We start from the raw sequence: 26,087 nt of genomic DNA, 5'->3' as shown, positions 1-26,087 counted from the left end.
AAATCAAAGGACGGACAATGATGAAAACCCAGATCTCGGCGGCGTTATTGGCCGCCAGCCTCTGCGCTCCACTCTATGCCAAGAGCCTGGAGCAGACGGTTGCTTACACCCTGGATACCCACCCCCAGGTACGCCAGCAGTTTAACCGCTTTAAGGCCACCGAGGAGCAGGTCAACCAGGTGCGCGGCGGCTACTTCCCCCAGGTCGACCTGTTTGGCCGCTATGGCTACCAGCAAAGTGATACCCCGGTAGGGCGCACCCGCAGTGGCGACCACGATCTGGAAACCACACCGCAGCAGGCCGGGGTCAGCCTCAGCCAGCTGCTGTTTGACGGCTTCCGTACCCCCGGTGAGGTAGAGCGGCTGGGCAAAGAGGCCGCCGCTGATCAATGGGCCCTGTTTGCTCAGGCGGAGGACACCGCGCTGGACGTGGCTCAGGTCTATACCGGGGTGCTCAAGGCCCGTCACCAGCTGGAACTGGCAGAGCACAACCTGGACAACCACCGCACCATCCACGACAAGATTGTCGAGCGCAGCCAGTCCGGCCTGGGCGACAGCGCCGATCTGGCCCAGAGCACCGGCCGCCTGGCTCGCGCCCACGCCAACCGGGTCGCCGCGGTCAACAACCTGCTGGATGCCGAGGCCCAGTTCCGCCAGGTCACCAATGATGAGCCGGTGGATCTGGTCTCACCGATGCCGGACCACGACCGCCTACCCAGTGATCTGGCCGCGGCGCTGCTGGCCACCGACAACCACCCGGTGCTGCGCTCGGCCCAGCTGGACATCGCCGCCGCCCAGGCAGAGCGTACCGTGGCCCGAGCCAATTACTACCCGGAACTGAACCTCAAGCTGGAGGGCAGCTGGGGCCAGGATCTGGACAACTACGAAGGCCACAACAACGACCTCAGCGCCATGCTGGAGTTCAAATACAACCTGTTTGCCGGTGGCAGCACCAAGGCCCGCTCCCGCGAGGCTGCCTACAAGCTGGGCTCCGCCAAATCGGTACGGGAGCAGGCTCAGCGCAGCGTATTCGAAGGGATGCGACTGGCCTGGAACGCCTACGAACAGCTGGCGCTGCAGCGGGAGTTTATCCGCCAGCATGTGGAAGCCGCGAAAGAGGCCCAGCTGGCGTACAGCGAGCAGTTCCGCCTGGGTCAACGGACCCTGCTGGACCTGCTCGATACCGAAAACGAACTCTTCCTGGCGCGCCAGGACTACATCGATGCGGAGATGGACGAGCTGATGGCCAAGTACCGGGTACTCAACGCCAGCGGTCAGCTGCTCGACTCCCTGCGCATCACCCGTCCCAGCCAATGGAATGCGGAGCGTGACTATGAATAAGCCCACTGCCACCCCCCTTGCCTTTCTGTGTGCCGGCCTGATCCTGTCCGGTTGCGCCAACCAACCCCTGGTGCAGTGGCAAAGCACCGAGCAGCAATATGACCTCAGTGACGCCGATGGCGATGGGGTAATCCTGGCCCGTGAGGCCTGCCCTGAAAGCCTCGGCGGTGCCGAGGTCAGCAATGACGGCTGTGATGAGCGCCTGGCTTACACCGCGCGTCGTGAGCTCAAGGTACTGTTTGAAAACAACTCCTCCCGACTGGACACTGAGGTGATGGATTCTCTCCATGCGCTGGCGGACTTTATGGCCCAGTACCCGGAAACCAAGGTCATTATCGAGGGCCATTGCAGCGAGGTGGGCAGCCATAGCTACAACCAGTGGCTGTCCGAGCGTCGGGCAGAATCAGTAAAGACCGCTCTGATGGAGCACTTTGGCCTGCAGGCCCAGCGTATCGATACCGTCGGCTACAGCTTCGACCGGCCGGAGGATCCGGGCAATGATCCGCTGGCCCATAGCCGCAACCGCAGGGTGGTGGCAGAGATCAGCAGTGAAGACGAAAAGGTCGCGATGAAATGGACGGTCTGGACCGTGGGGCGCTAACAGCCGATGCGCAACGCAGTCAGGTCGCTGGTGGCGGCCTTGTTGGGTGTCGCCATGCTGTGTCTGGCGGCACCACCGGAGTGGCTACCGCAGCAGCAACGCAAGCTGGTGCAGATCTACGGCGAGTCCGCGGGTCTGCGCTACCAGGCCTGGCGCACCCTGATGAGTGAGCTCAATGGCCAGGACCAGCGCCAACAGTTGGCCGAGATTAACCGGTTCTTTAACCAGTTCCGTTTCCTCGATGATCGGGTGGTTTGGGGTGAGGATAACTACTGGGCTACCCCGATGGAGTTCATCGGCGCCGCCATGGGCGACTGCGAGGACTTTGCCCTGGCCAAGTTCCTATCGCTGCGCGCCCTGGGGATCCCCACCTCCCAGCTGCGGCTGGTGTACGTCAAAGCCACCAGTCTCAACCAGTTTCACATGGTGGTGGCCTACTACCCCACCCCAGCCAGTGAGCCGCTGATTTTGGATAACCTCAAGGGCGAGATCCTGCCCGCCAGCGCCCGCCGCGACCTGCTCCCGGTATACAGCTTCAATGGCGAGCGCCTGTGGCTGGACGGACCGGGTGGCGGCCGGGAGCTCACCAATCAGCCAGCCCTGGACCGCTGGAACCGCTTTAATCAGCGTCGACAACAGGGCGTGATGCAACGCCCTCTGACAGCAAGGATGGACCCATGACCCTCTACAAACAGCTTTCCCTGCTCGTGCTCGGCCTGTTCGTCGCCCTGGTGTTGACGCTCAGCTGGGGACAACTGGTCGAGATGCGTGGCTTTTTGTACCGCCAAATGGGGGTGGAGCTGGACAACAGCAGCCAGGCATTGTCGATGATGCTTAAGCCCCACATGGAACAGGCTGACAAGGTATCCGCCGAGGCGTTGGTATCCGCCACCTTCGATGGCGGCCTGTACCAGAGCATCGACCTGACCTGGCTGGCGGACGGCAGCGTCAAGCGTTGGCACAGCTCCGAGGCCCACAGCGAGGTGCCCCGATGGTTTAGCCAGCTGGGCTGGTTCCAGCCCCAACAGCGCAACCTGGTGATCACCAGCGGCTGGCTGCAGCTGGGCGAGCTGACCATGACCACCCACCCTGGCTACGCCTACCGCCAGCTGTGGAACAGCCTGGTTAACCTGCTGCTGCTCAGTGGTGGATTGTTGCTGTTGACCCTGGGGATCGCCAGGTGGGGCCTGCACCGCCTGCTCAAGCCGCTGCACGCCATCCAGTCTCATGCCGAAGCGGTGGCCCAGCACCACTTTGATCAGCCTATCGCCGAGCCCGCCACACGCGAATTGGCGGCCCTGGTACGCAGCATCAACAGCATGGAGCAGCAGCTACAGCAGCAGTTCCAGGCCCATGCCGACCAGGTCAGCCGGCTGCAAAGCTCGCTGCTGGCCGATGCGGTCTCTGGCCTGGCCAACCGTCAGCATCTCAACCAGCGCCTGAGCTCCTGGTTGTCGGAGCCGGGCGAGGGGATGTTGGCGATGATCAGCGTACCGCTGCTGGAACAGATCCGCGGCCAGTTTGGCTACCAGTTACGGGATGAGACCATCCAGCAGCTGGCCCAGCAGTTAACCAAGCTGTGTGACCCGCTGCCGGGCAGTGCCGCCTTCCGTATCAGCGCCAACGAGTTTGCCGTGCTGGCAATGGACCTGGACCTGGTGGCCCAGCACCAGCTGGCGGAGCAGCTGCAGCAGTGGGCCGCTCGACTGGAGCAGAACAGCGCCCTGAGTCACCCGGATAAGGTAACCATCGGTGTGGTGGTGCGCCTGCCTCAGCATGATCAGGCACAACTGCTGGCCGAGGCCGACGGCGCGATGCGCCAGGCCCAACAACTGGGTGAGCCGCTGCACTGGTTCAAGCCCCAGCAGCAACCGGTCAGTCAACAGCAGTGGCGTTCTTGGCTTATTGAAGCACTGGAGCAGCCGATGGCGATCTACCTGCAGCCGGTTCAGGATTGGCAGAGCCATGGGGTCAAGCACTATGAGCTGTTTGGCCGACTCTGCAACCAGGGGGAGGCGGTGCACGCCAACCAATTCCTGCCCTACCTGAATCTGCTGGGGCTGGGCTCCACCTTCGATCGCTGCCTGCTGCAGCAGGTGGTGGCGGATCCCCGCTGTCGCGACAGCGCCCACCCCTTGTCGATCAACCTGACCAGCGAGAGCATCAATCATCCGCCCTTCCGCCACTGGCTGGCCAGCCTGCTGGAGGCCCACCCCAGTCCGCTGCAGTTCGAGATCAGTGAGCAGCAAGCCCTGCGCGGTGGCAGTAACCTGCTGGCTCTGCGCCAGATGCTGAAAAAGTTGGGCTACCCCTTTGGCATCGACCATTTCGGTCGCGATCTGGGGTCAGTGGATTACCTGCGGGTATTGCTGCCGGATTACGTGCGGCTGGATCACAGCTTCGGTGACACCCAGGGGCAGCAGGAGCTGGCCCAGGCGCTCAGCCTGACCGCCCAGGGTCTGCAGATCGACACCTACCTCTGTGGGGTTGAGCAGACCGATGCGTTGGTGGCCTGGCAGGACAGTCCGCTGGCGGGCTACCAGGGCTTCATCGCCCCGCCCCAGCCCTGGTCGCTGCTGCCGGAGGGTACCCTGCAGGAGGATACCCAGGGCTAAAACGCAAAAAGCGCAGGCCGAGGCCTGCGCTTTTCACTTGAAGATGGGGTGGCTAACGGGACTTGAACCCGCGACAACCGGAATCACAATCCGGGACTCTACCAACTGAGCTATAGCCACCATCGAAATTAAGATGTCGAGCCATCGGAGGATGGCGCGCCCAAGAGGATTCGAACCTCTGACCTCTGCCTCCGGAGGGCAGCGCTCTATCCAGCTGAGCTATGGGCGCATCCTTGACGGCGCATATAGTACTGAAGCGCCCCCCATGCGTCTACGGAAAAATGGCAAAAATCCGCTGACTGCTGAATTTTTAACTAGAGGTTTGAGCCTGTCCAACCCAAGTGCACGCTATCTGGCCCCTCCGCTGGATTTTTATTACCCAGAAATTACGGTAAGATAGCCAAACGAATCAAAGGGATGGATCCCAATGAGCCCGAAAAGCCCAACCGTGGCCGGAACGCCGCCCACCCGATGGCAACGCCATGCCCAGCGCCTGATGCGGCTGGCCAAGCGTTACCGCCAGGGGGAACACCTGCAACACCTGCTACTCCAGATCTCGGAGTTGGCGGGCAGTTGTCGTTCCATGGAGCAGTTCTACCAATCCCTGGTGCCACTGGTGAAACGGGTTCCCGCGGTGGAAAACTGCTATGTCATCCTCTATGACCGCCTGCAGGACGAATACCACTGCCCCTTCTTTCTTGACCAGCAGGATGGCGACAACCCCTTCCAGTCCTGCGATCAGCGCCAGTTCCGTCAAGGGATCAGTCACTACCTGGTCCGTCAAAACCTGCCTTTGCGGCTCGATGCCGAGCAGATAGATGCCCTGATCGAGGCCGGTGAGGTGCAGCAACTGGGCAGCCGTTGTGAGGCCTGGATGGGCACCCCGTTGCGCCATCAGCAGGAGGTGATGGGCTTACTGGCGGTACAAAGCTACCGCCGGGGCAGCCAGTTCAGCGTCCAGGATCAGGAGATCCTCAACTTTGTCGGCCAGCACCTGGTGGCCACCCTCAATCGACTGCAGCAGGCGGAGCACACCGAGATCACCATCGAGCGCCGCACCCGTGAGCTGCGCCTGGCCAACCAGGCCCTGCACGAGGAGATCCGCCAGCGCCGCCGGGCCGAGCAGCTGCAAAATGCACTGCTGGAGATCACCGAGCTGACCGCAAGGCGCAGCCACATCGACTCCTTCTACCTCTCCATTCACCGTGCCCTGCGCCATCTGCTGCACGCGGACAACTGCATGGTGGCCCTGCTCAATGAGGCCGGGACCCAGATCGAGTTCCCCTACTACGAGGCCGGTGACACCCTGCCCGCCCCCAGCGCCCGCACGCCGGCGGATGGCTTGGTGGAGCAGGTGCTCAAGCAGCAGCAGGCGGTGCAGCTGACCGGCAGTGATATCCAGCGTGCCTACCGTAATGGCCAGCTGGGGCAGAAGATCGATCGCTGCCTGATCCAGCTGCGCGATTGGCTCGGCGTCCCCCTGACCATCAATGGCCAGACCCGTGGCGTGTTGGCGGTATTCAGCCAGCAGGAGGGCTACGGCTACGATCAGAAAGACCTGGAGCTGCTTAGCTTCGTTTCCCAGCACATCAGCACCGCCATCGAGCGCCGCGCCCACGAGGAGCAGCAGGCGCGCTACAACGAAGAGTTGGAGCGCCAGGTGGAGGAGCGTACCCGGGAGATGCAGGCGCTTAACGTCGACTTGCAGCGCCAGATCATCCAGCGCCGCAAGGCGGAGCACCAGCTACGCCACGATGCCTTCCACGATGCCCTGACCAACCTGCCCAACCGGGCACTGCTGCTCAACCGCCTGGATCTGGCGCTGAAGCGGATCCGCCGCCATGCCCAGGAGCGCTTCGCCCTGCTGTTCATCGACCTCGATCGCTTCAAGATGGTCAATGACACCCTGGGCCACCTGGCCGGTGACCGCTTCCTCAAGGAGATTGCCCAGCGTCTGCAGATCTGCATCCGCGACAACGACACCCTGGCCCGGCTCGGTGGCGACGAGTTCGTCATCCTGCTGGATCGGATCCAGGACAAGCAGGGGGTGCAGGAGGTATGTGAGCGGATCCTGGAGCGGGTGCGACAGCCGATCATCCTGGAGGGTCGGGAGTTCTTCCCCGGTGCCAGCATCGGCATCGCCCTGGCGGATCCCCACGGTGAGCTGGAGCCGGAGGCGCTGCTGCGCAACGCTGATGCTGCCCTGTACCAGGCCAAATCCGCCGGCCGGGGCTGCTTTGCCTTCTTCACCTCGGATCTCAAGCTGCAGATGCTCAACGATCTCAGCCGCGAGTCCCAGTTCCGCAATGCCCTGGCTCAAGGCGAGATCCAGCTCTACTACCAGCCGATGTTCGACCTGGAGCGTAATCGCCTGGTGGGCGTCGAAGCGCTGGCCCGCTGGAACCACCCCAAGCTGGGGATGATCCACCCCCAGCAGTTCCTGCCCTGGGCCAACAAATGCGGTGCCGTCACCGAGCTGGATCGCTACGTGCTCAGCCAGGTAGCCCGTGACTTCGCCCAGATCCAGGCGATGGTGGGCGAGCAGGGCTGGGTGCACATCAACCTGGACCTGGCGCATCTGCGCTCAGAAACCCGCCTGTTGGAGCTGGAGGAGGCGATTGCCGATCTGCCTATCCCCACCCGCCAGCTGGCATTGGAGTTCTCCGAGCGGGACCTGCTGGTGGATCAGCAAACCCTGCGCAATGGCCTGGAGCGGCTGCGTCAGCTGGGGGTTAAGTTAGGGCTGGACGACTTCGGTACCGGTTACTCGGCACTGACCATGCTGCCCAACCTGCCACTGGACTTCATCAAGATCGACAAGCAGTACTGCCAGCAATCCACCCGCTGCGACCGCCACAAGGCGATCATCCAATCGCTGATCGACCTGTCCGGCCACCTGGGCTTCACCATCGCCGCCGAGGGGATCGAGTCGGAATCCCAGCGCGACCAGATGCGTGAGCTGGGCTGCCGCTGGGGTCAGGGCTACTACTTCAACCGCCCCAGTGAGCTGGGCCAGATCGAGCCGCTGCCCGCCTGTACCAACCTCTGAGGCCCGGCCTCAGTTCTGCTTGAGCTTCTCCCGCAGCATGGCGATGTGGGAGCGGGCGGTCTGCTGACGCTGCTCGGCGCTGGGCTTGGCCTGGCGCGCCTCCCAGATCAGATCATCCTGGGGCAGCTCCAACAGGAAGCGACTGGGCTCACAGCGGATCTGCTCACCGAACTGGCGACGCTCCTTGCACAGGGTAAAGATCAGCTCCTTTTGGGCCCGGGTGATCCCCACGTAGGCCAGGCGGCGCTCCTCCTCTACGTTGCCCTCGTCCAGACTGCTCTGGTGCGGCAACAGGCCTTCCTCCGCACCCACCAGGAACACGTAGGGGAACTCCAGGCCCTTGGAGGCATGCAGGGTCATCATCTGCACCTGGTCGAGCTCCTCGTCCTCGTTGTTGCGCTCCATCATGTCCCGCAGGGTCAGGCGGGTCACCACCTGCTCCAGGGTCATCGGCTCATCCAGGTCATCCCCCTCGATCATGTCGGTGATCCAGCGGTACAGCTCGGAGACGTTCTTCATCCGCATCTCCGCCGCCTTGGGGCTGGGGGAGCTGTCGTACAGGTGATCCTCGTAGTTGATGCCACGGATCATATCCTTCAGTGCATCCAGGGTATCGCCGCGCACGGCCCGATCCCCCAGCTTCACCAGCCAGCGGGTGAACACCATCACCGTCTCCGCCGCCTGGGGTGGTAGCACCTGCTCGATCTCCGGCTCAAAGCTGGCGGCGAACAGGCTGATCTGCTTGCTGTTGGCCAGCCTACCGATCTTCTCCAGCGTCGCCGGGCCCATGCCCCGCTTGGGCACGTTGCAGATCCGCAGGAAGGCGTTGTCGTCGTCCGGATTCACCAGCACCCGCAGGTAGGCCATGATGTCCTTGATCTCCGCCCGGCTGAAGAAGCTGGTGCCGCCGGAGATCTTGTAAGGGATGCGGTTGGCCATCAGCGCCTTCTCAAACAGCCGCGCCTGGTGGTTACCACGGTAGAGGATGGCGTAATCCTTGAACTTGGCGTGGTTCATAAACTTGTGCCGCACCAGGTTGGCCACCACCCGCTCCGCTTCGTGGTCCTCGTTCTTGGCACTGACCACCCGGATCGGCTCACCGTAGCTCAGGTTGGAGCGCAGGGTCTTGTCGTAGACGTGGGGGTTGTTGGCGATCAGGATGTTGGCGGCCTTAAGGATACGACCGGAGGAGCGGTAGTTCTCCTCCAGCTTGACCAGCTCCAGCTTGGGGAAGTCCTTACCCAGCAGCACCAGGTTTTGCGGCTTGGCGCCACGCCAGGAGTAGATCGACTGGTCGTCGTCCCCCACCACGGTGAAGCGGGCCCGCTCCCCCACCAGCAGCTTCACCAGCTGGTACTGGCTGGTGTTGGTGTCCTGGTATTCGTCCACCAGCAGGTAGCGGATCTTGTTCTGCCAGCGCAGACGCACCTCCTCGTTGGAGGCCAGCATCAGGGTCGGCAACAGGATCAGGTCATCGAAGTCCAGCGCGTTGTAGGCGGTCATATGATCGCGGTAGCGCTGGTACAGCTGGGCCTGCAGCGCCTCCTTGCCGTCCCGAGCGGTGGCGATCGCCTGCTCCGGCTGCATCAGGTCGTTCTTCCAGTCGGAGATCCGGGTGATCAGCTGCTGCAGCTGGTCCTTATCCTCCATCAGCTCCTGCTCGGTCAGCTCCTTAAGCAGGGCCAGGCTATCCTGGTCATCAAACAGCGAGAAGCCGGGCTTGAGCCCCAGCACCTTGTGCTCGGCCCGGATCATATCCAGCCCCAGGGTGTGGAAGGTGGAGATCCGCAGGCCCCGGGCCTCGGCTTTGCCCAGCGAGCTGGCCACCCGCTCGCGCATCTCCCGCGCGGCCTTGTTGGTAAAGGTCACCGCGGCGATGTGGCGCGCCTTGTAGTCGCACTGCTGGATCAGATAAGCGATCTTGTTGATGATTACCCGGGTCTTGCCCGAGCCTGCCCCTGCCAGCACCAGGCATGGGCCGGAGACATAGGTCACCGCCTGTTGTTGCGCTGGGTTCAGTTTCATCGCCGCCTCTCTGTGGGTTGTGCCGGTCAAAATTGGGGGCGCAGTGTACCCCATATGTCCAGGGTCCCAAAGATCCCTGCCGGGATCTGGTACTATACGGAAAAATCCAACGGGAGATGGACTGATGTTGACCCCTCAAAAACTGGAAGAGCTGGCTCAGCAACTGGCAGGCAACCTGCCGCCGGGGCTGAAGGCCGCCGCCGATGACTTCGAGCAGAAGGCCAAGACCATCCTGCAAAGCCAGCTGTCCAAGCTGGACTTCGTATCGCGGGAAGAGTTCGATCGCCAGAGCGCCGTGCTGGCCAAGACCCGCCAGATGGTGGAGCAGCTGGAAGAGCGCCTGGATGCGCTGGAGTCCGATAAACAGGACTGATACCCGTGTCCGGGCCCAACCAACTCCCCGCCGTAACGGGGAAGTTAGGTGCAACCACCTCAACGGGCTTCGGCCCGTTTTTCAATGCCACTGGCCCCCGGAGCGGGCTCAGCTTAGGCTTAAACCATCCCTATTCGATTGAGGAGAGCCTTCCTTGAACTTCGACATCCTGCTGCTCATCGTGGCCCTGGTGGCCCTGTATTTTGTGTTCAAAGCCAAGCGCTATCAGAAGGAGCATGCCAGCGCCAACGCCGACGCCAAGGCCCGACTGGACGGTATCGAACAGCGACTGCAACAGGAGCTGGCCGACTGGGGTGCCGGTAAAGAGGCAGACCTGCCGATGCGTCAGGCACTCAAGGCGGGATTGGCAGAGGCCTACGAATTTGGCGCCGAGCTGGTGGGCAGCCAGCAAAATGCCGACAACAAGGCACTGAAGGCGCTATTGGGAGAGTTTCTGGAGGCGGAAGCCCAGGGGGCACCAGATCTGCGCTGGCGCCGCTACCACACCGCACTGCACTGCGCGGTGCTGATGGGCCAGCAGGCGGCCCAACCCAAGATGGCCGAGCAGATCCGCTTCAAGGTAGACAAGCTGCGTGAGGCGATGAAGGCGGATCAGTAATCCGGCGCCAGCGGCTGCAATGGCTGGCTGACCGCCTCGCCGGTGGGGCCCGGACTGGTGCCGGGCATCATCTCAAAGTCCGGGGTAAAGCTGACCATCAGGGTCATCAGGCGGGACAGCGGCTCTACCGCGCCCTCCAGCTTGGCCTCGCCGGCGGAGATCAGCGCATCGAGACTGGACTGGCCGGTCATCACCTGCTCTAGCGCCTGGCGGGTCAGGGTCAGGGTCAGATCCGCTCGCTCGGCCTGGAAGCCGGCGATGTGGCTGAGGGTATCGTTGCTCAGCTCCAGCACAAAACGCTCGCCGTTGTCCGGGGTCACCAGATTAATGGTGAACTCCACCCCCTCCACCTTGCTGCTGTCCAGCCGTATCGCCAGGTAATCCAGCCAGCGGCTGGTGCTGATCGCCCCCACCATATCCGGCCCCAGGCTGCTGACGCTGGGCATCGCCTGGATGCCATAACGCAGCTCCCGCGCCGCAGCCAGGAAGCTGTTGCGCACCCCGGTGCTCTCCTGCTGGTATCCGAACTGCTCAAACGCGTCCGCCAGCAGATCCTTGGCCACCTGGTTGCCGGACTCGGCGTACACCAGCTCATTCAGCAGGGTGATCGCCAGCCGGTACTGACCCTGCTCCACCAACTGCTGTGCCCGGGGAATGATCCGGTCCGCCCCGCCCATCATCTCCACCAGAAGGGTGGCGGACTCCCGCGGCAGCGGCGGCATCAGGGTCGAGGGGTTGCCATCCCAGAACCCCAGGTAGCGGTTGATCACCGCCCGGGCATTGATCGCCTCAGAGCCATGGTAGCTGTGGGCCGCCCACTGCTGGCGCAGGTTCAAGGGGGGTCGGTACAGGTTGTGGATCTCGTTGACCGTGACCCCCTGGTTGGCCAGGTGCAACACCCCGTTATGCAGGTTGGCGTAGCTGTCGCGCTGGGCCCGCATCACCGACTGGATCCGGGCGTTGCCCCAGCGTGGCCAATTGTGGGCAGAGAACATCACCTCCGCCTCCTGACCAAAGTGGTACAGCGCCTGGTTGATCTGCTTTGACCACTCCAGCGCATCCCGCACCAGGGCCCCCCGCAGGGTGTAGATGTTGTGCACCGTGGCACTGATGTTCTCCGCCGCCCACAATGCCTTCCACTGCGGGAAGTAGGTGTTCATCTCCGCCGGCGCCTCGGTGCCCGGGGTGTTGTGAAACACCATCTCCACCCCATCCAGGGTCAGGGTCTCCATCTCATCGCGGATCTCCCGGGTCGGCGCCAGCAGGCCGATCTGGCCCTGCGCCACCGTCTTGCCGATGCCTTGGTCCACCTGACCATAGGGACTGCGGGGCAGGTTCAAGCCGTACTGATAAACCAGCCGTCGATTCATAGCGTTGCCAGCGTAGATGTTTTCCGCCACGGCGTGGGCCATAAAGCCTTGAGGCGCCAGGATAGGCACTTCGCCCGCGCTGACCTTGGCCTCCTCCACCACCCCCCGCACGCCACCAAAGTGATCGGCATGGGAGTGGGAGTAGATCACCGCCACCACCGGGCGTGCGCCCAGCTGCTGATTGACGAAGGCCAGGGCGGCGGAGGCGGTCTCACGACAGGTCAAGGGGTCAAAGATTATCCAGCCGGTGTCGCCGCGGACGAAGGTGATGTTGGCCAGATCGAAGCCTCGCACCTGGTAGATGCGATCAGGCACCACCTCATAGAGGCCATAGGCCAGGTTCAGCACCGCCTGACGGCGCAGTGAGGGGTGGATGCTGTCGAAGTTGGGGGCGGAGAGCAGCCACTGGTACTGGCCCATGTCCCAGGCCACGTGGCCCGCCTCGGCGATGATCTGCTGAAAGGGTGGGGCGGCGATAAAGCCTCGCTGAGACTCGGAAAAATCCAGCTCATCGTCGAACGGCAGTTCTGCTATCTGTTGCTGCAACAGGGTACGGGTATGCTCGGAGGGCAGCTTGCCTTTGCTGTCGAAATGCTGCGATTCCGCGTTGGGCTGGCCCACAGCGGGTGCCTCACTGGCCAGGGCGGTTGCCCCCATTCCCAACAGCCAGCCGACCATGGCCCATCCCAGTTTCATCCGCCCATCCTGCGCCGCGCATCCCATTTCGCTTGCAGCGAGTGTAGTACAACGGGCTGAGTTCAGGCGGGATTAGCCGGCGGGCAGGGGGTCGGGCTGACGGTAACCGGAGCGGCTCAGCTGCTCCTGCTGAGCCAGCAAGAAGGCCAGCAGTGCCTGGGCCTGCTTCGGATGCTCGCTGCGCTTAAGCACCACCGCCTGCTGCTCCAGCGCCGGGTACCAGTGGCTGGGGATCAGCCAGTATTCGGCCGGGTCCATCTTGATCCGTTGTAGCTGCGCCCAGGCCACCAGGCCGCCATTGACGTTGCCACTTTGCACGAACTGGAAGGTTTGCAGGATATTGCTGCCGCGCACCAGCTTGCCGTGCAGCGGCTTGAGTTGCTGCAGCCGCGCCAACACGCTCTGTGCTGCCTGACCATAGGGGGCGGTCCTGGGATTGGCCACCGCCAGGCGCTCGTCCCATTGCCTCAGCCTGGCCTCGCTGGCCGTGCTCCCCGGGGTCCAGAACGCCAGCACGCCGATGGCGTAGGTCACCCGGGAGTCGGCGACGATAAGCTCACGCTGCTCCAGCAGGGTCGGTCGGCGAGCGTCCGCCGCCAGGAAGAGGTCGTAGGGGGCCCCATGAACAATCTGGGTGAACAGCCCGCCGGTAGACCCGGTGGAGATCCGCACCCGGACCCCGGATTGCTGCTCAAAGGCAGGGACAAGAGATTGTAAGGTTGGGGCAAAATTGGCGGCCACCGCAACCCGCAGCTCCACCTCGGCCCAGCACGTCGCTGCCGCACACCAGAGTATCCCACCCAGCAGCCACCGCATCCCTGTCTCCCCTCATTGCCAAGCATTTACTATGGCATAGAGCCACAGCACAACCTAGCGTGACGCTCAGCTGCGCTCCTTCAGCCAGCTGGGATCGCCCACCAGGCCGACCACCTGGTCTGGTTCGAAGTCAGGGGCGAACTCATCCAGCTGCAGGGTGACCTGGCCCCGGTCCTTGTCGTACTGCACCACCCGGCCGTGGCCACGACGACGGGGCAGCTGCGCCGCCAGCCGTTCTGTTGGCCCATATTCGACGATCCGGCCGCCCTCCATCAGCGCGACCCGGTCGCACAGCTGCAGGGTTTCCGACACCGAGTGGCTGATGAACACCATGGGAATCGCCTCCGCAGTGCGCTGCAAAAACTCCAACAGCATCTGCCGGCTGTGCAGATCCAGTGCCGCCAGCGGCTCATCCAGCAGCAACAGCTGGGGATCCGCGGCAATGGCCCGGGCGATGGCCACCCGCTGACGCTGACCGGCAGACAACGACGGCGCCGGCTGCTCCATCAATTCGGCAAAGTTACAGGCCTGGGCCAGTTGGTCCAGATCCCAGCGGGCCCGCTTGGCCTGTCGGGCCGCCAGCTGCAGATTCTGCCGCACCGTCAGGTGCGGAAACAGCCGGCTGTCCTGGAACACCACGCCGATGCGACGCTTCTCCGGTACCACGAAATGACCACTGGCGCTGTCTTGCAGCAGCTGGTCGGCCAGCTCGATACGGCCCTGCAGCGAGCGTTCAAGCCCACACAGAGCCCGGAACAGGCTGGTCTTGCCCACCCCGGAAGGACCAAACACCCCGGTGATCCCGGTCAGCTCCGGTTGCCATTGCAGATCGAAGGCAAACTCGCCGAGCTTGCCCGCCAGTTGCAGATCCAGTCTCACCAGTACCCCCAGTTGCGCTTACGACGGTCCATGCCGACGTAGATGATCAGCAGCAGTACCATGGAGAGGGTCAACATACCGCCCGCCAGCAGGTGGGCACTGGCGTAGTCCAGCGCCTCCACATGCTCAAACAGGGCGATGGCGATCACCTGGGTTTCGCCTGGGATATTACCGCCGATCATCAGCACCACACCGAACTCCCCCAGGGTATGGGCAAAGCCCAGCATCCCCGCCAGTACAAAGCTGTGGCGGGTCATGGGAAACACCACGTAGTGGAACCGTTTCCAGCGATTCATCCCCAGCGTGGCGGCGGCCTCCAGCTCATTGCGGCCCAGGGTGGCGAAGCTGGATTGCAGCGGCTGAACCACGAAAGGCAGGGAGTAGATCATCGAGCCGATCACCAGGCCGGTGAAGGAGAACGCCAGGGTGGTGCCGGTCAGGGATTGGAAGAACTGCCCCGGCAGATGCTGTGGGGAGAAGGCCAGCAGCAGGTAGAAGCCCAGCACCGTGGGCGGCAGGATCAGCGGCAGGGCCACCAATGCCTCCACCAGCGGGCGGTAACGTGCACGGCTGTGGGCCAGCCACCAGGCCAGCGGCGGGGTGACCAGCAACAGCAGGGCGGTACTGATCGCCGCCAGTTTCAGGGTGATCCAGAGCGCTTCCAGATCCGAAGGATTAATGGTCATGGGGTACGAGGTAACCTGCCTTGGCTAACACGGTATGCTGCTTGGCAATGTATTGCAAAAGGGCCTGGGCCTGTTCAGGCATCTTCGACTGGCTTAACACCACCCCCTGCTGCACCAGGCTGCCGTGCCAGTCGGCCGGCACCGGCCAATACTGGTCAGCGGGAATGTCAGCCTGCTTGAGCTGGGCCAGCGACACCAGCCCCGCCGGCACATTGCCGCTTTGTACGTACTGGAAGGTATGGAGGATGTTGCTGCCGCGCACCACCTTGCCGCGCAAGGGGCGAGTCAGCTCCAGTCGCTCCAGCACCTGCTCCGCGGCGGCACCAAAGGGCGCGGTGCGGGGATTGGCCACTGCCAATCGCTGATCCCACTGACGCAGCTGCTGCTCGCCCGGCTCCCCCTTGGGATCCCAGAACGCCAGCACCCCGACGGCGTAGCTCTGCAGGCTGTCCGCCTGACCCATGCCCTGCTCGACCAGCATGCCAGGACGCTCATCGTCGGCGGCGAGGAACAGGTCGTAGGGGGCACCGTGGATGATCTGGGTATAGAGCGCGCCAGTGGCGCCGGAGGAGATCCGCACCTGCACCCCGGTCTCGGCCTCAAACTGGGGCAACAGCAGCTCCAGGGTGGTCTTGAAGTTGGAGGCCACCGCCACCTGCAGCGGCGCGGCCACGGCGCTGCCAGTACACAGCATCGCCAAGAAAAACAAAACGCGGATCATGCCATCTCGGTCCAATGTTCAGGCCGGTTTCGTACCAGCTCGTAATGTTTACGGGCAGTCTCGCCCAGCTCCGCCTTGAGGCGGTTGTAGTCCAGCAACTCCAGCGCACCGTAGTGGTTTACCAGGATCCCCTGACGACACAACGCGGAGATCACCCGACTGTAGTATTGACGGGTTGCGCCACTGACGGTGCACAGATCCTCCAGGGTCACCCGGATCAGCTGCTCGCCTCGCTTCAGCTTTGAGGAGAACACCATCACCAACACCATGATGATGTGTTCCCGCTTACTCAGCACGGAGCGCAGCAGCATGCGATCTTCCACCATCCGTTGGTATACATGCTGGCGCTCGAATACGAACTCCAGCAAGCGGGCATCGGCACGGCACTGCTCGTTAAGCGCCTGGGTTGAGACCACCGAATAGTAGGCAGGCTCCAGGCAGCGATAACGCACATTGTTATCGCAGGACGCCGCCCTCGCCGGTGAGAACACCAACTGACCTGAGTAACGCAGCTCGGTGGAGCCGATGCTGCCATCATGGAACATCACCTGGCGCATCAAGGTGCCCTGGTGGATCAACGCCAGTCCCAGTTGGTCGGTATCCAATTGCGCTGTTTCACCCGCTGCCATGCTGTCGGTGTGGGACAACTCACTCAAGGCTAGCGCAGCTTGTTGATGCAGTCCGTGACGCATCAGCGAGTTACGTAATTCAATCTGCGCTTTGCTCTGGCTTACTGCTGCCATCTCGGTTCCCTTATCTCGCCCGCTCGTTCAGTAGCGGTTCAGGGTAGCGAGCGCAATTCGAACAGAATGTGACCAAGGACCCAGTTCAAACACCTGCCGGTAACGAAAACGACACCCGGATTCACCACTTCGCTGCATCGATCACAAAGTAAAAAACCGCCACCAGCAAATGCAACTGGGGCGACATTCCTCCCAATCTTCGCTCGCCGATAATCCTCCGCATTCACCTGCCCGGCCAGGCCGCATCGAACCGGTTATGACCACGGGCAGGTGAGGAGCAAGGTTGACGGTGCCGTCAATCTTCGGTGGCTAAGCCCCCCACTCCGAGGGCTTTTCAACCGGACAGGGGGACCACTCTCACTCCCATGTCGGCACCGTCGGCGGCGCTTCTTAAAGGCTCACCCATTGAGGAAACTCACAATGCAAAGACGCGACTTTCTGAAACTCAGTGCCACCGCCAGCGCCGTCACCATGGTGACCGCCTGCAGCTCAGACTCAGATCCCAACACGCCGGATCTGCCCGATGTGCCGGACGTACCGGATGTACCGGACAACCCGGATCTGGCCGGAACCCACTACAGTGCCTGCCTGGTGAACTGCGGCTCCAACTGCCCTATCAAGGTTCACACCAACGAGGACGGCCACGTCACCCAGATCGAGACCGATCACCAAGGGGAGGATCAATACGGCAGCCACCAGGTTAAGGCCTGCGTCCGTGGCCGCGCTCTGAAACAACGTACCTACGCACCGGATCGCCTCAAGGCACCGATGAAGCGGGTTGGTAAGCGGGGCGAGGGCAAGTTTGAGGAGATCAGCTGGGACGAGGCGTTTGCTCATATCACCGGAAAGGTCAGCCAATTGGCCAACGACTACGGCAACCAGTCGATCTACTTCCACTACGGCACCGGCTCCTACTACGGCTTCCACAGCAACAACGCCATCAAGCGGGCGATCAACCTGGGGATCGGTGGCCACCTGCGCTGCTACTCCAACTACTCCTGGGCCCAGATCAACGCCGCCACCCCCGCCACCCTGGGCCAAAGCACCCAGTCCGGCACCTACCTGTCTGAGGTGGAGCACTCGGATCTATTCCTGGGCTTCGGCTTCAATCCGATGGAGATCCGGATGTCCGGCTCCGGCGAGCAGTACGATTTTCTCAAGGCGCTGGAGCGCAACCGCAAGAACATCGATATCGTGATGGTGGACCCGCGCTACACCGATACCGCCGTCAACACCGTCACCGGCAAAGAGACCCAGTGGATGCCGGTGCGTCCGGGCACCGATGCCGCCCTGGCGGAGGCGATCGCCTACGAAATGATCCACAGCGGCTGGGTTGAGGCAAACTCCAAGGCATTCCTCGACAGCCACTGTTTAGGCTACGACCGGGCCTCATTGGAGCGACTGATAACCGAGATCGATAGTAGCGATGAGCACCCGCTGGCCAAGTACCGCGACCTCATCGACCCGGCAGAGAACTACCAGGACTACATCCTGGGCGAAGGCCAGTACCAGCTGGTACGGACCCCGGAGTGGGCGGCTGAGATCACCGGCCTCAGTGCGGCGCAGATCCGCAAGCTGGCCAAGATGATCATGGACGCCGAGGCGCCCTACATCAGCGTCGGCGCGGGCTGTAACCGTCATGCCTGTGGCGAGCAAACCGTTCGTTCCCTCTACATGCTGCCGATCCTGACCGGCAAGATCGGTCAAGCCGGGGTGAACTCTGGCCCGCTGCCACGCAACTACGGCCGCGGCACCAGTGGCTCCATCAGCCAGGGCGACAACAACGTTAAAGAGACCATCTGCTTCTTCACCTGGGCCGAGGCGATCGAAAACGGCGAGAACATGACCAACGAGCGTCATGGCGTCAACGGCCTCAGTGACGACGCTCACGAGCGGGACGAGAACGGTCACCTCAAGTTCGGCACCAACATCAAGGCGGTGTTCTCTGCCAATGGCAACGCCCTGATCAACCAGCACTCCGACATCAACAAGACCCGCGCCATCCTGGAGGATGAGTCCAAGTGTGAGCTAATCGTGGTGGTCGATTGCTGGATGACCGCCTCCGCCAAGTTCGCCGACATCCTGCTGCCGGACACCACCTGGTTGGAAACCGACGACCTGGCCGGCGACAGCTATGCCTCGGGCCAAACCGGCTACGTCACCTTCATGAAGGGGATCCCGCCGATGTACAACTGCCGCAATATGTGGGAGATGGGCCACGGCCTGGCCAAGGCCTGGGGCGTCGAGGCGGCCTTCACCGAGGGCAAGACCGAGCAGCAGCTGCTGGAGGAGGCCTACCAGGCCACCCGCGAGCGTAACAGCGACTGGGACCTGCCTGAAAGCTATGCCGAGGCACAAAAGCTGGGCTTCAAGCGCCACTACGCCAGCGGCTTTGTCGCCCTGGAAGAGTTCCGCTCCCAAGGACCGCAGGGGGAGTGGGCGCAATCCAACATGCGCACCCCGTCGAAGAAGATCGAGATCTTCTCACTGGATTGGGCCGACAAGGCCACCCGTCACGACCCGCTGTCCGATCAACCCTACGACCAGATCACCCCACTGCCCCAGTACACCGAGACCTGGGCAGAGCAGGACAAGGAGGAGTACCCCTTCCACATCGTGGCGTACCACACCAAGGGTCGAACCCACTCCAGCTACCACAACGTCGACTGGCTGCGTGAAGCGGTGGAAGACGCAGCCTGGATCAATCCGCAGGATGCCGCGGCTCAGGGCGTCAGCAACGGCAGCACCATCGTGCTGGAAAGCCCCGACGGGGCGATTGAGCTGCGCGCCAAGATCACCCCGCGAGTGATGCCCGGCGTGGTAGGCCTGGCTCAGGGTGCCTGGTACCAGGGCAACCAGGCCGGTGCCGTGGATAAAGGCGGCTGCATCAATACTCTGACCCGCTACCACCCCACTCCCGTGGCCAAGGGCAACCCCCAGCACACCATCCGGGTCAAGATCAGAGCGTGAGGATAGGAACAGATCATGAATGAACCCAAGCAATACGGCTTTTTCATCGACACCAGCAAATGCTCCGGCTGCAAGGCATGCCATGTCTCCTGCAAGGATCGCAGCGATCTGCCGGTGGGTGTCACCTGGCGCCGGGTCTACGAGGTAGGTGGCGGCCAGTTCGCCGAGCAGGCCGATGGCGGACTGGAGAACTCCGTCTTCAGTTACTACGTCTCGGTCAGCTGCAACCACTGCGACAACGCCGCCTGCATCGACCGATGTCCCACCGGTGCCTGCTACAAGCGTCGTGAGGATGGCCTGGTGGTGATCGACAGTGGGGTCTGCATCGGCTGCGGCATGTGTGCCAATGCCTGTCCCTACGATGCACCGCAGCTGGACCGCAGCCGCGGCGTGATGACCAAGTGCGACGGTTGCTATCAGCGCCTGGCCGAGGGTCGCCAGCCGGTCTGCGTCGAGTCCTGTACCGCTCGGGCGCTGGAGTTTGCTCCTATCGATGAGCTGCGCAGTAAGTACGGCAGCAATGCCGACATCACACCGCTGCCCAGCTCCGGCGAGACCGCCCCTAACCTGGTGGTAAAACGCAGCCAGCACGCCCACCGTGGCGGCGAGGTCCTCAACTGGTTTGAGGTATAACGACCACGGGGCCGGCCAGGCCGGCCCCGCCTTTGGAGGTTCTATGACACCCAGCAACGAAGAGTACGCTGCGGTTTGCGGGATCCTGCACAACGTGTTCTACCGCAAGCCCGACCCCCTGCAGCTGGCTGAGGTGGCCCACCCCGGGCTACTGGAGAGCTGGCCCAAGATCGATCCGCAGCAGGCGGAAGCCCTGCAGCAGGTGATTGTGAGTCTGCAGCAGGACACTCCCGACACCCTAAGGCGCGATTTCTATGCCCTGTTCGTCGGTCCTGGCGGTATGCACGCCTATCCTTGGGGGTCGGTCTATACCGACCGGGAAAGCCTGCTCTGCGGCGACACCACCCACGCACTGAGCCGGTTCTGCCGCCAACAGGGGCTTTTGCTCGAGCTGCCCCATCGCGAGCCCATCGATCACCTAGGGCTGATCCTGGGCATGCTCAACCAACTGTTGCAGCAGCAACGCCAACCGGCGGCCGCCACCTTGCTCAGTCACCACCTGTTGCCCTGGGCAGACCGGGTGATCGAGGCGGTGTTGACCCATGCCTCGACCGGCTACTTCCGTGGCTTCGCCCAACTGCTGCAGCAACTGCTGAACCACCTGCGCCAACATTGGCAACTGCAGCCGCTGAGCCTGCCGCTCTATCGGTAACCCTGATTAACGTCCGTCGGCCTCCGGCTTGGCCCGCAGCAGTTGATAATGTTTCAGGCCCTCCTCCCCCAGCTGCTGCTTGAGCCGGGCATAATCCAGCAGTTCCAGGCAACCATAGCGGTTACGCAGGATCTGGGCCTCGCACAGCTCGGTAATCACCTTGCCGTAGTATTGCCGGGTGGCGCCGGAGGTGGAGGCCAGGTCTTCAATGGTCAGCTTGATGGTGTTCTCACCGCGGCGCAGCTGCGAGGAGAAGATCATGGTGAGGGTCAGCAGGATATGGTCGCGCTTGCTCAGCAGCGAGCGCAGCAGCAGGTGATCCTCGGTCATCCGCGCATAGAGGTAGCGATGCTCCATAAAAAAGCGCAAAAAGCGGCTGTCTTCGTGGCAGAAGCGCAGCACGGCCTCGCCGCTTAAGGTCTCCAGCTCGGTGGCCTCCAGGCAGCGGTAGCGCACGTTGTCGTCGCGCTGAATGGGCGAGCAGGAGGAGAACAGCCATTGACCGGAAAACGCCAGGGCGGTGCCCATCTCACTGCCGTCGTGGAACGCCACCTGGCGCAGCAGCGTGCCCTGGCATACCAGCGCCAGGCCCAGCTTGCCCTCCTTCATGCTGAAGCTGTCCCCGGCCGCCAGGCTTTGCCGTCGAACCAGTTGGCACAAACGGGATACCACCGAGGGGGCCATCCCCATCTGGCGCAGCTGTTGGCCCATCTGCAGGGCATCGAGATCGACAGGGCGCGGCACGGTACAACACACTCCAATGGATGAAAGTGCCAGCAAGTATACGCCCTTCCCCAACAGACTCTGTGGCGGCGATCAAGCGGCGGCGCCACAGTGGAAAAAGATTTGCCTGCCTATACCCACAAATAGGGTGCGTGATCACAGAACGAAACAGTTTCAATCCCGAATGCAATCTGGATTGCATTTGCTATCGGAACCTCGTTCGATAATCCCGTTCACCTAAGAGGTGAGGCTTTTTTTGTGATTCATATCATGACCTTAGCGACAAGTTAAGGCAAATGGCAATCACTCTCATTCCCCCACTTCCAGTCTTCGTTCTAACCGAGCGATCCACGGTCAGCCCCAAAGGATGGACGCTGCAGCCCGACAGGGAATTCCCCCGCGCCCAAGGCGCCCGATGCCGAATTTTGGCTTTGATACAAAGGTGACAAGATGCAACGTCGCGAGTTTCTAAAACTGAGTGCCACTGCCGGGGCGGTATCCTGCCTGGCCGCCTGCAGCAGTGACGACAAAAACGATGACAACACCCCGACCCTGCCGGAGGGTGAACAGGTTAACTTCAGTGCCTGTCTGGTGAACTGTGGCTCCAACTGCCCGCTCAAGGTGATCAGCCAAGATGGCCACATCATCCGCGTGGAGACCGATCACTCTGGTACCGACCAGTACGGTGATCACCAGGTTCGCGCCTGTCTGCGTGGCCGCTCCATCAAGCAGCGTACCTACGCCGCTGACCGTCTGAAGACTCCGCTGAAGCGGGTACCGGGCTCCAAGCGCGGTTCTGGCCAGTATCAAGAGATCAGCTGGGAACAGGCCCTGGACGAGATCGCCGCCAAGGTGATGCAGCTTCAATCCGAGCACGGCCCGCGCTCCATCTACCACCACTACGGCTCCGGTGCCTACTACGGCTTCGCCAGCAGCGCCTGTATCCAGCGCGCCCTGAACCTGTCCGGCGGCCACCTGAGCCCCTACGGCAACTACTCCTGGGCCCAGCTCAACGTTGCCGGCCCGGCCACCTTCGGCACCGGTGGTACCTCCGGTACCCGTCTGTCCGAGATCGAGCACTCCGACCTGGTGATCGGCTTCGGTTTCAACCCGTTTGAGATCCGCATGTCCGGCTCCGGTGAGCAGATCGACTTCCTCAACGCCGTTGAGAAGCGTCGTGCCAACGGCAACCTGGACGTGATCATCATCGATCCGCGCTACACCGACACCACCCTGGGCAAAGAAGACCAGTGGCTGCCGATCCGCCCCGGTACCGACGGTGCCCTGGCCGAAGCGATCGCCTACCTGATGATCAGCTCCGGCTGGGTCGAGGCCAACTCCAAGGCCTTCCTGGACAAGCACGCCATCGGCTACGACAGCGCCTCGCTGGAGCAGGCCAAGCTGGACAACCCGGACTACGCCAACCTGATCGACCCGTCCGAGAACTACCACGACTACATCATGGGCGTGGGCAAGTACGCCGAGCAGGGCGCGCGCACTCCTGAGTGGGCCGCGGCCAAGTGTGGTGTGCCGGTCACCCAGATCCAGGATCTGGCCGACAAGCTGATGGGTGCCAAGACCCCCTACATCACCATCGGTGCCGGCTGTAACCGCCACGCCTGTGGTGAGCAGACCATGCGTGCCCTGTACATGCTGCCGATCCTGACCGGTAAGTTGGGCGAGCACGGCGTTAACAACGGCGAGCTGCCGAGCAACTTCGGCCTGGGCCGCTCCGGCATGAGCGCCGGCAGCAACCCGCAGAAGGCCAGCATCTGTTTCCACTCCTGGGCCGAAGCGATCGAGCGCGGTGAAGAGATGACCGCCAACGCCGACGGCGTGAAAGGTCTGGAAGAGGGCGAGAAGCTGGGTACCAACATCAAGGCGGTGTTCTCCTCCACCGGTAACGCCCTGATCAACCAGCACTCCGACATCAACCACACCCGTCAGATCCTGGAAGACGAGTCCCAGTGTGAGCTGGTGGTCGTCACCGACTGCTGGATGACCGCCAGTGCCCGCTTTGCCGACTACGTGCTGCCGGACACCACCTGGCTGGAATCCAACGATCTGGCCAACGACAGCTACGCCTCCGGCGAGACCGGCTACCTGACCTTCCTCAGCACCGGCATCGAGCCGATGTACGACTGCCGCAACCTGTACCAGATCGGCCTGGGCCTGGCCCAGCGCTTCGGTCAAGAGGGCGCCTACAGCGAAGGCCGCACCGAGCAGGAGTGGCTGGAGCACCTGTACCAGGGTACCCGCGAGAGCAACCCGGAACTGGATCTGCCCAGCACCTACGCCGAAGCACAGAAGGTGGGCTTCTACCGTCGCCACAGCCCGGGTACCCACGTGGCGCTGCAGAGCTTTGTGAAGGACGGCCAGCCGCTGAACACCCCGTCCGGCAAGATCGAGATCTTCTCGCTGGATTGGGCCAAGAAGCGCGACGAGTGGATCCCGCTGTCCGACAAGGACTACGACCAGATCACCCCGCTGCCGCACTACACCGAGGCCTGGCAGGGTTACGAGGACGAGGAAACCCGCGACGAGTACCCGCTGCAGGTGGTGGGCTACCACACCAAGGGTCGTACCCACTCCAGCTACCACAACGTGGAGTGGCTGCGTGAGGCGGTAGAAGATGCGGCCTGGTTCAACCCGGCGGACGCCCAGAAATACGGTGTGACCAAGGGCGAGATGATCACCCTGACCAGCCCGCAGGGCGCTATCCAGGTGCGCGCCAAGATCACCCCGCGGGTGATGACTGGTGTTGTTGCCATGGCCCAGGGCGCCTGGTACCGCGGCACCAGCGCCAACGGCGTTGACCAGGGCGGCTGTATCAACACCCTGACCAAGTACCACCCGACGCCGGTGTCCAAGGGTAACCCCCAGCACACCATCCGCGTCAAAGTGTCCTAATCACCGGAGCAACCCACAATGACTGACAAAACTCAGTACGGCTTCTTTGTCGATACCACCAAATGCACCGGCTGCAAGACCTGTCACGTGGCCTGTAAAGACCGCAAGGACCTGGCCAAGGACGTAAAATGGCGTCGGGTGTACGAATACGGCGGCGGCAGCTGGAGCGAGAACGCCGACGGCACCGTCGAGCAGGACGTCTACAGCTACTACGTCTCCATCAGCTGCAACCACTGCACCAACCCGGTGTGCATGGATGACTGCCCCACCGGCGCCATCTACAAGCGTCGCGAGGATGGCCTGGTGGTCATCGATGGCGGTGTCTGCATCGGTTGTGGCCGCTGTGCTAAGAAGTGTCCCTACGACGCCCCGCAGCTGGACCGCACCCGCGGTGTGATGACCAAGTGTGACGGCTGCTACGAGCGCATCGAGATGGGCCGTAAGCCGATCTGCGTGGAATCCTGCCCGCTGCGGGCGATGGACTTCGGTCCCATCGACGAGCTGCGCAGCAAGTACGGCACCAACGCGGACATCAATCCGCTGCCTTCCTCCGGTGAGACCCAGCCTAACCTGGTGATCAAGAAGAACCGCAACGCCCAGGCGGGCGGCGAGGTCCTCAACTGGTTCGAAGTGTAAACGCCATGGGGCCAGCGCAAGCTGGCCCTATCTTTATCTAGAGAGTGCACTGGAGCCCTGTTATGAACGACGCCTTTTCCCTGGCAGCGGCCGCCTGTGGCGTGCTGCACAACGTGTTTTACCAAAAGCCCAGCCAGGCCCTGCTGGATGAGCTGAGCCAAACCGAGCTGCTGGACCACTGGCCCGAGTTCGAGCAGCCGGTGGCCCCGGCCATCGCACTGATCCGCACCGCCCTGGCGGAGCAGGACCAAACCGCGCTGGAGCGGGAGCACTACCGCCTGTTTATCGGCCCGGGTCCGATGGAGGCCTACCCCTGGGGATCGGTCTACACCGATAAGGAAAACCTGATGTTCGGCGAAACCACCCGGGAGCTGGAGCAGTTCTGCCGGGACAAGGGGATCGCCTTTGAACTGACTCAGCGTGAACCGGTCGACCACATCGGCCTGATCCTGGCGATCCTCAACCACCTGTTTGAACAGCAGGACGAAGAGGGGGTGAAGGTCCTGCTGGGACAGCACCTGCTGCCCTGGAGTCACCGCTTTATCGAGGCAGTGGAACAGGCCAACCCCAGCGGCTACTACCGAGGCTTTGCCCAACTGCTAGCAATCCTGCTGGCCGACTGGCAACAGCGACTGGCGGTCCAGCCCCGGGAGCTAATCCTTTACCGCTAGGCCAACAAGCTAAGTGAGTAAACCCTCTCAGTAAACACAGCAAACCAGGCGCACCCCGCCTGGTTTTTTTCATTTTTAATACCAAGTTATTTCACTGACTTTAATGGCTAAAACTATTTGTCATCGAATGCCAATATTCTTGCAGCCCATCTAAGTTATAAAATAAAACCCAGAGTTCCATATAAAGAAATAAACAACCATTCCAATAACAGAACGAGAACCATTGCATATTTGGTTCGAATGGGAATAGCCCCAGGCCATACCAATTAGAAAACAACTGGGATAAACATCTTCGTTATTGATATTTTTGCTGCAAGCCAAGGATATAGTAGTTCCGATTTATATGATGCGATTTATCG

General features: G+C 62.3%; 21 protein-coding genes and 2 tRNA genes. 13 read left to right on the top strand and 10 right to left on the bottom strand.

All coding sequences use genetic code 11. The annotated features are described in order from the left end of the window. Positions 1-20: 20 nt before the first annotated feature. From BUC04_RS15450 to BUC04_RS15435, 4 genes are read left to right on the top strand one after another with little or no spacing between them, the layout of a single operon-like run. Positions 21-1,340, top strand: a complete 1,320-nt coding sequence (locus BUC04_RS15450; RefSeq protein WP_143165748.1) for a TolC family outer membrane protein — start codon at positions 21-23, stop codon at positions 1,338-1,340. After that, a complete protein-coding gene (locus BUC04_RS15445; RefSeq protein WP_067659407.1) occupies positions 1,333-1,941 on the top strand; it encodes an OmpA family protein in 609 nt (202 codons plus the stop codon). Before BUC04_RS15450 ends, BUC04_RS15445 begins: the two co-directional genes overlap by 8 nt. Before the next feature lie 6 nt (positions 1,942-1,947). Beyond that, a complete protein-coding gene (locus tag BUC04_RS15440) occupies positions 1,948-2,622 on the top strand; it encodes a transglutaminase-like cysteine peptidase (protein WP_067659410.1) in 675 nt (224 codons plus the stop codon). Continuing rightward, the gene (locus BUC04_RS15435) at positions 2,619-4,556 is read left to right on the top strand and encodes a bifunctional diguanylate cyclase/phosphodiesterase (protein WP_067659413.1); all 1,938 of its coding nucleotides are present in this window, start codon (positions 2,619-2,621) and stop codon (positions 4,554-4,556) included. Before BUC04_RS15440 ends, BUC04_RS15435 begins: the two co-directional genes overlap by 4 nt. 44 nt (positions 4,557-4,600) lie before the next feature. Here the strand turns inward: BUC04_RS15435 and BUC04_RS15430 are convergent. Further along, positions 4,601-4,676: transfer RNA gene (locus BUC04_RS15430), tRNA-His, on the bottom strand. A 32-nt stretch (positions 4,677-4,708) separates the two neighbouring features. Then, positions 4,709-4,785, bottom strand: a tRNA-Arg gene (locus BUC04_RS15425). A 198-nt stretch (positions 4,786-4,983) separates the two neighbouring features. Between BUC04_RS15425 and BUC04_RS15420 the strand changes: the two genes are divergently transcribed. Further along, complete coding sequence (locus tag BUC04_RS15420) at positions 4,984-7,605, top strand: bifunctional diguanylate cyclase/phosphodiesterase (RefSeq protein ID WP_067659416.1); 2,622 nt, start codon at positions 4,984-4,986, stop codon at positions 7,603-7,605. A gap of 9 nt (positions 7,606-7,614) precedes the next feature. On the opposite strand, the gene rep is transcribed toward BUC04_RS15420, so the two are convergent. Further along, the gene (rep, locus tag BUC04_RS15415) at positions 7,615-9,630 is read right to left on the bottom strand and encodes a DNA helicase Rep (RefSeq protein WP_067659420.1); all 2,016 of its coding nucleotides are present in this window, start codon (positions 9,628-9,630) and stop codon (positions 7,615-7,617) included. A gap of 124 nt (positions 9,631-9,754) precedes the next feature. Here rep and BUC04_RS15410 point away from each other — a divergent pair, with 124 nt between their 5' ends. After that, a complete protein-coding gene (locus BUC04_RS15410; RefSeq protein ID WP_067659423.1) occupies positions 9,755-10,003 on the top strand; it encodes an accessory factor UbiK family protein in 249 nt (82 codons plus the stop codon). A gap of 154 nt (positions 10,004-10,157) precedes the next feature. Then, entirely contained in the window at positions 10,158-10,622 is a 465-nt protein-coding gene (locus tag BUC04_RS15405; protein ID WP_067659426.1) for a hypothetical protein, read from the top strand. Here BUC04_RS15405 and BUC04_RS15400 read toward each other — a convergent pair. From BUC04_RS15400 to BUC04_RS15375, 6 genes are all read right to left on the bottom strand, one after another. Next, positions 10,616-12,688, bottom strand: a complete 2,073-nt coding sequence (locus BUC04_RS15400; protein WP_200804693.1) for an alkyl/aryl-sulfatase — start codon at positions 12,686-12,688, stop codon at positions 10,616-10,618. The genes BUC04_RS15405 and BUC04_RS15400 overlap by 7 nt on opposite strands. A gap of 72 nt (positions 12,689-12,760) precedes the next feature. Further along, positions 12,761-13,504, bottom strand: a complete 744-nt coding sequence (gene modA, locus BUC04_RS15395; RefSeq protein ID WP_067659430.1) for a molybdate ABC transporter substrate-binding protein — start codon at positions 13,502-13,504, stop codon at positions 12,761-12,763. A gap of 66 nt (positions 13,505-13,570) precedes the next feature. After that, positions 13,571-14,383: an ATP-binding cassette domain-containing protein gene (locus BUC04_RS15390; RefSeq protein WP_067659433.1), complete on the bottom strand. Its 813-nt coding sequence runs from the start codon at positions 14,381-14,383 to the stop codon at positions 13,571-13,573. Next, a complete protein-coding gene (modB, locus tag BUC04_RS15385; protein WP_143165747.1) occupies positions 14,380-15,069 on the bottom strand; it encodes a molybdate ABC transporter permease subunit in 690 nt (229 codons plus the stop codon). Before modB ends, BUC04_RS15390 begins: the two co-directional genes overlap by 4 nt. Continuing rightward, positions 15,059-15,790: a molybdate ABC transporter substrate-binding protein gene (gene modA, locus BUC04_RS15380; RefSeq protein ID WP_067659436.1), complete on the bottom strand. Its 732-nt coding sequence runs from the start codon at positions 15,788-15,790 to the stop codon at positions 15,059-15,061. Before modA (BUC04_RS15380) ends, modB begins: the two co-directional genes overlap by 11 nt. Further along, complete coding sequence (locus tag BUC04_RS15375) at positions 15,787-16,533, bottom strand: helix-turn-helix domain-containing protein (RefSeq protein WP_067659439.1); 747 nt, start codon at positions 16,531-16,533, stop codon at positions 15,787-15,789. Before BUC04_RS15375 ends, modA (BUC04_RS15380) begins: the two co-directional genes overlap by 4 nt. A gap of 420 nt (positions 16,534-16,953) precedes the next feature. On the opposite strand from BUC04_RS15375, the gene BUC04_RS15370 reads away from it, so the two are divergent. From BUC04_RS15370 to BUC04_RS15360, 3 genes are read left to right on the top strand one after another with little or no spacing between them, the layout of a single operon-like run. After that, a complete protein-coding gene (locus tag BUC04_RS15370; RefSeq protein ID WP_067659441.1) occupies positions 16,954-19,503 on the top strand; it encodes a DMSO/selenate family reductase complex A subunit in 2,550 nt (849 codons plus the stop codon). 15 nt (positions 19,504-19,518) lie between these two features. Further along, positions 19,519-20,136: a DMSO/selenate family reductase complex B subunit gene (locus BUC04_RS15365; protein ID WP_067659444.1), complete on the top strand. Its 618-nt coding sequence runs from the start codon at positions 19,519-19,521 to the stop codon at positions 20,134-20,136. Positions 20,137-20,179: 43 nt separating this feature from the next. After that, positions 20,180-20,788: a TorD/DmsD family molecular chaperone gene (locus tag BUC04_RS15360; protein WP_067659447.1), complete on the top strand. Its 609-nt coding sequence runs from the start codon at positions 20,180-20,182 to the stop codon at positions 20,786-20,788. 6 nt (positions 20,789-20,794) lie between these two features. Here the strand turns inward: BUC04_RS15360 and BUC04_RS15355 are convergent, their stop codons facing one another. Beyond that, complete coding sequence (locus tag BUC04_RS15355; protein WP_067659450.1) at positions 20,795-21,532, bottom strand: Crp/Fnr family transcriptional regulator; 738 nt, start codon at positions 21,530-21,532, stop codon at positions 20,795-20,797. Between the two features lie 429 nt (positions 21,533-21,961). Between BUC04_RS15355 and BUC04_RS15350 the strand changes: the two genes are divergently transcribed. The 3 genes from BUC04_RS15350 to BUC04_RS15340 all read left to right on the top strand — a co-directional run bounded on the left by BUC04_RS15350 (position 21,962) and on the right by BUC04_RS15340 (position 25,728). Further along, positions 21,962-24,421 carry a DMSO/selenate family reductase complex A subunit gene (locus tag BUC04_RS15350; protein WP_067659453.1) on the top strand — a complete coding sequence of 820 codons (2,460 nt, stop codon included), beginning with the start codon at positions 21,962-21,964 and terminating at the stop codon, positions 24,419-24,421. A gap of 18 nt (positions 24,422-24,439) precedes the next feature. Further along, positions 24,440-25,057: a DMSO/selenate family reductase complex B subunit gene (locus BUC04_RS15345; RefSeq protein ID WP_067659456.1), complete on the top strand. Its 618-nt coding sequence runs from the start codon at positions 24,440-24,442 to the stop codon at positions 25,055-25,057. 62 nt (positions 25,058-25,119) lie between these two features. Then, positions 25,120-25,728, top strand: a complete 609-nt coding sequence (locus BUC04_RS15340) for a TorD/DmsD family molecular chaperone (protein WP_067659459.1) — start codon at positions 25,120-25,122, stop codon at positions 25,726-25,728. Positions 25,729-26,087 lie beyond the last annotated feature (359 nt).

Source organism: Ferrimonas marina, from assembly GCF_900129905.1.
Taxonomy (GTDB): Bacteria; Pseudomonadota; Gammaproteobacteria; order Enterobacterales; family Shewanellaceae; genus Ferrimonas; species Ferrimonas marina.
This window is presented reverse-complemented; position numbering and strand designations above follow the sequence as displayed.

Excerpts from the sequence above, each read along its gene's own strand:
- BUC04_RS15450 (WP_143165748.1), top strand. The coding sequence starts at position 21 with ATGAAAACCCAGATCTCGGCGGCGTTATTGGCCGCCAGCCTCTGCGCT.
- BUC04_RS15445 (WP_067659407.1), top strand. The coding sequence starts at position 1,333 with ATGAATAAGCCCACTGCCACCCCCCTTGCCTTTCTGTGTGCCGGCCTG.
- BUC04_RS15440 (WP_067659410.1), top strand. The coding sequence starts at position 1,948 with ATGCGCAACGCAGTCAGGTCGCTGGTGGCGGCCTTGTTGGGTGTCGCC.
- BUC04_RS15435 (WP_067659413.1), top strand. The coding sequence starts at position 2,619 with ATGACCCTCTACAAACAGCTTTCCCTGCTCGTGCTCGGCCTGTTCGTC.
- BUC04_RS15420 (WP_067659416.1), top strand. The coding sequence starts at position 4,984 with ATGAGCCCGAAAAGCCCAACCGTGGCCGGAACGCCGCCCACCCGATGG.
- rep (WP_067659420.1), bottom strand. The coding sequence starts at position 9,630 with ATGAAACTGAACCCAGCGCAACAACAGGCGGTGACCTATGTCTCCGGC.
- BUC04_RS15410 (WP_067659423.1), top strand. The coding sequence starts at position 9,755 with ATGTTGACCCCTCAAAAACTGGAAGAGCTGGCTCAGCAACTGGCAGGC.
- BUC04_RS15400 (WP_200804693.1), bottom strand. The coding sequence starts at position 12,688 with ATGAAACTGGGATGGGCCATGGTCGGCTGGCTGTTGGGAATGGGGGCA.
- modA (WP_067659430.1), bottom strand. The coding sequence starts at position 13,504 with ATGCGGTGGCTGCTGGGTGGGATACTCTGGTGTGCGGCAGCGACGTGC.
- modB (WP_143165747.1), bottom strand. The coding sequence starts at position 15,069 with ATGACCATTAATCCTTCGGATCTGGAAGCGCTCTGGATCACCCTGAAA.
- modA (WP_067659436.1), bottom strand. The coding sequence starts at position 15,790 with ATGATCCGCGTTTTGTTTTTCTTGGCGATGCTGTGTACTGGCAGCGCC.
- BUC04_RS15375 (WP_067659439.1), bottom strand. The coding sequence starts at position 16,533 with ATGGCAGCAGTAAGCCAGAGCAAAGCGCAGATTGAATTACGTAACTCG.
- BUC04_RS15370 (WP_067659441.1), top strand. The coding sequence starts at position 16,954 with ATGCAAAGACGCGACTTTCTGAAACTCAGTGCCACCGCCAGCGCCGTC.
- BUC04_RS15365 (WP_067659444.1), top strand. The coding sequence starts at position 19,519 with ATGAATGAACCCAAGCAATACGGCTTTTTCATCGACACCAGCAAATGC.
- BUC04_RS15360 (WP_067659447.1), top strand. The coding sequence starts at position 20,180 with ATGACACCCAGCAACGAAGAGTACGCTGCGGTTTGCGGGATCCTGCAC.
- BUC04_RS15350 (WP_067659453.1), top strand. The coding sequence starts at position 21,962 with ATGCAACGTCGCGAGTTTCTAAAACTGAGTGCCACTGCCGGGGCGGTA.
- BUC04_RS15345 (WP_067659456.1), top strand. The coding sequence starts at position 24,440 with ATGACTGACAAAACTCAGTACGGCTTCTTTGTCGATACCACCAAATGC.
- BUC04_RS15340 (WP_067659459.1), top strand. The coding sequence starts at position 25,120 with ATGAACGACGCCTTTTCCCTGGCAGCGGCCGCCTGTGGCGTGCTGCAC.